Origin of the sequence: Streptomyces boluensis (assembly GCF_009908195.1) — a bacterium.
Classification (GTDB): Bacteria; Actinomycetota; Actinomycetes; order Streptomycetales; family Streptomycetaceae; genus Streptomyces; species Streptomyces boluensis.
On the sequence record NZ_JAAAHS010000575.1, the window covers coordinates 1 to 3381 of the forward strand.

Consider the following 3381-nt stretch of genomic DNA (forward strand, 5'->3'; position numbering starts at 1 on the left):
GGGGGTGTGCGGGGTTCGGGCGCGGGTCTGGGTCGTGCCCCGAAGGGGCGCGGGGAACTGCGCGACCAGCCACAGCCGGCTCGCGGATGAAAACGGCGCGCAATCCAGCGAAGCGACTACGCGCGGGGCTTGAGGCCGAGCTTGAGGCGGGCCTCGTCCGGGCCGACGACGCGGGCGCCGATGGACTCGGTGATCTGCACGGCGCGCTCTACGAGTTGGGCGTTGGTGGCCTTGTTGCCCTTGCCCAGGTAGAGGTTGTCCTCCAGGCCGACGCGGACATGCCCGCCGAGCAGGATCGACTGGGCGACCCACGGCATCTGCATACGGCCGATGGCGAAGCTGGCCCACTGGGCGTTCTCGGGCAGCATGTTGACCATCGACTGCAGGACGCCCGGGTCGGCGGGCGCGCCCCACGGGATGCCCATGCAGAGCTGGAAGACGGTCGGGTCGTCGAGCAGGCCCTCTTCACGCAGCTGCTTGGCGAACCACAGGTGACCGGTGTCGAAGATCTCCAACTCGGGCCGTACGCCGAGCTCCTGGATGCGCTTGGCACCGGCGCGGAGCATGTCGGGGGTGGAGACGTAGAGGTTGTCGCCGAAGTTGAGGGAGCCGCAGTCCAGGGTGCAGATGTCGGGGAGCAGCTCGTCGACGTGCGGCAGCCGGTCGAGGCCGCCGACGAGGTCCGTACCGGGCAGCTCGCCGAGCTGCTTCAGCGGCTCGTCGGGGTCGACGACCAGGTCGCCGCCCATGCCCGCGGTGAGGTTGATGATGACATCGGTGCCGGTCTCCTTGATCCGCTCGACCGTCTCGCGGTACAGGCGCGGGTCGCGCGAGGGGGCGCCGGTCTCGGGGTCCCGTACGTGGATGTGCACGGCGGCCGCACCGGCCTCGGCGGCCTCCACCGCGGAGCGGGCGATCTGCTCCGGCGTGACGGGTACGTGCGGGCTCTTACGGACGGTGTCGCCGGCGCCGGTCAGCGCGGCCGTGATGATGACGTCCTGGTTCATGGGCATGCGGAACTCCTTTGCTTCACAAGGGATATGACGGTGTGTTACGAGGTGTGTGGCGCGGCCCGTCGTGGGTGCGGAGCGGCCCACGCGGGTGCGGCGCGGTCCACCGCGGGTGTGGCCCACCGCTACCGGTGCGCGGCTCAGTGCGCCGCGAGCGTGGTGTCGACGTGGGCGAGCAGGGCGCGCTGCATGTCGTCCGCGCTGGTGCCGGGCTCCCCCGGCGTGGTCGCGAGGACCTGGGAGGCGAGGCCGTCGATGAGGGCTGTCAGGGTGAGCGCTGCGGCCTCCGGGTCGACCGGGCGGAAGGTGCCTTCGGCGACGCCCCGGCGGATCACATCGGCCACGGTCGCCCGCCACTGCCGGTAGTACTCCACATGCAGTCCGCCGACCACGGTGGAGCGGGCGGCCTCCGCCCACAGGTCGAGCCAGACGCTCCACTGGCGCCGCCGCTGCCGGGTGTGCGGGGTCTGCAACTCGATCAACTGCCGTAGCTCGTCCGCCACATCGGCCGCTTCGGCGGTGCGTGCGGCGCGGCGGGCGGTGTCCTCGTCCATGCACCAGCGCACGGCCGCTTCGAGCAGGTCGTCGCGGCCCGGGAAGTGGTAGTGGATGGCGGCGGTACTGGTCTCGCAGGCCTCCGCGATGTCGGCCACGCGGACCGCGTGGAAGCCGCGTTCGGCGATCAGCCGGACCGTCTCCCGCACGATCTGCAACGGTCGGCCGCCCTCCGCCGGTGCCGCCGTGGCCGTACGCCGCGGTCGCACCGCGGCCCGCGCGCCGGACGAGGGCTCGCCGGACGAAGGTTCGCCGGAGCCGAGCAGCCAGGCCGCGTCGACGTCCCCGGTGTCCGCGACCCGGGCGAGCTCCGCCACGGTGAAGCGGCGGGCCCCGCTGAGCGAGCGGGACAGCTTCGACGGGTCCATGACGATGCGGCGCGCGAACTCGCGCTGGCTGACGCCGACGGCGACGATCACCTGGCGGACGCGCTCCGCCACTTCGCCGCCGGTGTCCCCGACGCGGCTTCCCGGTTCCTGCTGCATGGTCGACGACCGTACCCGCGTGTTGAGATAACCGCAACACACCCGTACGGGCCGTCTGCCTCTTTTCCCGTTCCCTATTGAGGTTTGAGGGTGGTTCCTGGTTGCGTTGCGATGATGACTGACTCATCAGTCGGGATACGCAACACTCCTCTGCGGCGGCCGAGCCCGCGCAGGCCCGCCACCACCAGGGTGAGCAGGGCGACGATGGAGAAGGAGAGCAGCAGGCCGTACAGCGGGCGGTCCGCGAAGGCGGCTCCGCCGAGCCTGCCGACGGCCACGCTGAGCAGCGCCCAGACGCTCGCCCCGATCGCGTCGAACAGCACGAAGCGCCGCAGCGGGTAGCGCACGCCGCCGGTACTGAGGCCGGTGACCACGCGCCCGCCCGGTATGTACCGCCCGGCCATGATCAGCAGAGCACCGTGCCGGGCCACCAGGGAGTGCGCGGCGGCGAGGCGGCGGCGCCCCTTGCCGCCGCGCAGCAGCAGCCCGGTCAGGCGGGGGCCCGCGCGCCGCCCCACTCCGTACCCTCCCAGGTCACCGGCGAGCGCGCCGGTGGCGGCGAGCAGGGTGAGCAGTGCGAGGCGGCCCGGGTCGGCGCCGATCAGGACGGCCGCGGCGACGACCGTGGTCTCGCTCGGCATGAACGGGAGCAGCGCGTCGAGGGCCGCCGTGCCGAAGATGACCAGCCACAGCCAGGGCGAGTCGAGGAGCCCTTGCAGGAACGTCACATAGGGGTTGAGCCAGTCAGCCATGGCGCCTCGGCCGGTTTTGGAACACCGACTCCTGCGCCGCCGCCGCGAGTACGCGGCGGTCGACTCCGGGGCCGGTGCTGGCCAGTGGTGCGTGCGCCCTGATCCGTACGGTGAGCCCGTCGGCTCTGGCCACCCGGTGCAGCGACGGTACGAAGCCGTCGTCGCCCAGGAACCCGGCGACCGTGCTCGGCGTGCCGTGCTGGACGTAGTCGAGGGTCACCGGACGCACGGGCACGCGCGCGTCGACGGCGGCCTGGAAGAGGGCGCGCCGGAAGGTGCCGCCCGCGGCCGTGCACCAGGTGGTGCCCTGCGGGAAGACGGCGACGGTACGGCCCGCGGCGAGGAACTCCCGTACCCGGTCGACCGCTTGGGGCAGTGCGCGCAGGCTGCCCCGGTCGATGAAGCAGGTGTCGATACGGCGGGCGAGCGGTCCGACCACGGGCCAGCGGCCCACCTCCCGCTTGGCGACGAGCGCGACCGGTTCGCAAGCGAGCAGCGCGACCACGTCGAGCCATGAGATGTGGTTGGCGACGACGAGGGTGCCGTGAGTGCTGGGTGTGCCGGGGGTGCCGGGGGTAC

4 protein-coding genes are annotated in these 3381 nt (G+C 72.4%); all 4 read right to left on the minus strand.

The window, feature by feature from the left end:
* Window positions 1-116: 116 nt before the first annotated feature.
* Complete coding sequence (locus GUY60_RS36070; RefSeq protein WP_161705671.1) at window positions 117-1013, minus strand: beta-keto acid cleavage family enzyme; 897 nt, start codon at window positions 1011-1013, stop codon at window positions 117-119.
* A gap of 137 nt (window positions 1014-1150) precedes the next feature.
* Entirely contained in the window at window positions 1151-2050 is a 900-nt protein-coding gene (locus GUY60_RS36075) for a TetR/AcrR family transcriptional regulator (RefSeq protein WP_161705673.1), read from the minus strand.
* 74 nt (window positions 2051-2124) lie between these two features.
* Window positions 2125-2802, minus strand: a complete 678-nt coding sequence (locus GUY60_RS36080) for a DedA family protein (protein ID WP_161705675.1) — start codon at window positions 2800-2802, stop codon at window positions 2125-2127.
* Window positions 2795-3381: lysophospholipid acyltransferase family protein (locus GUY60_RS36085; protein WP_161705677.1), on the minus strand; the 587-nt coding region annotated here is incomplete at its 5' end. The genes GUY60_RS36080 and GUY60_RS36085, both read right to left, overlap by 8 nt.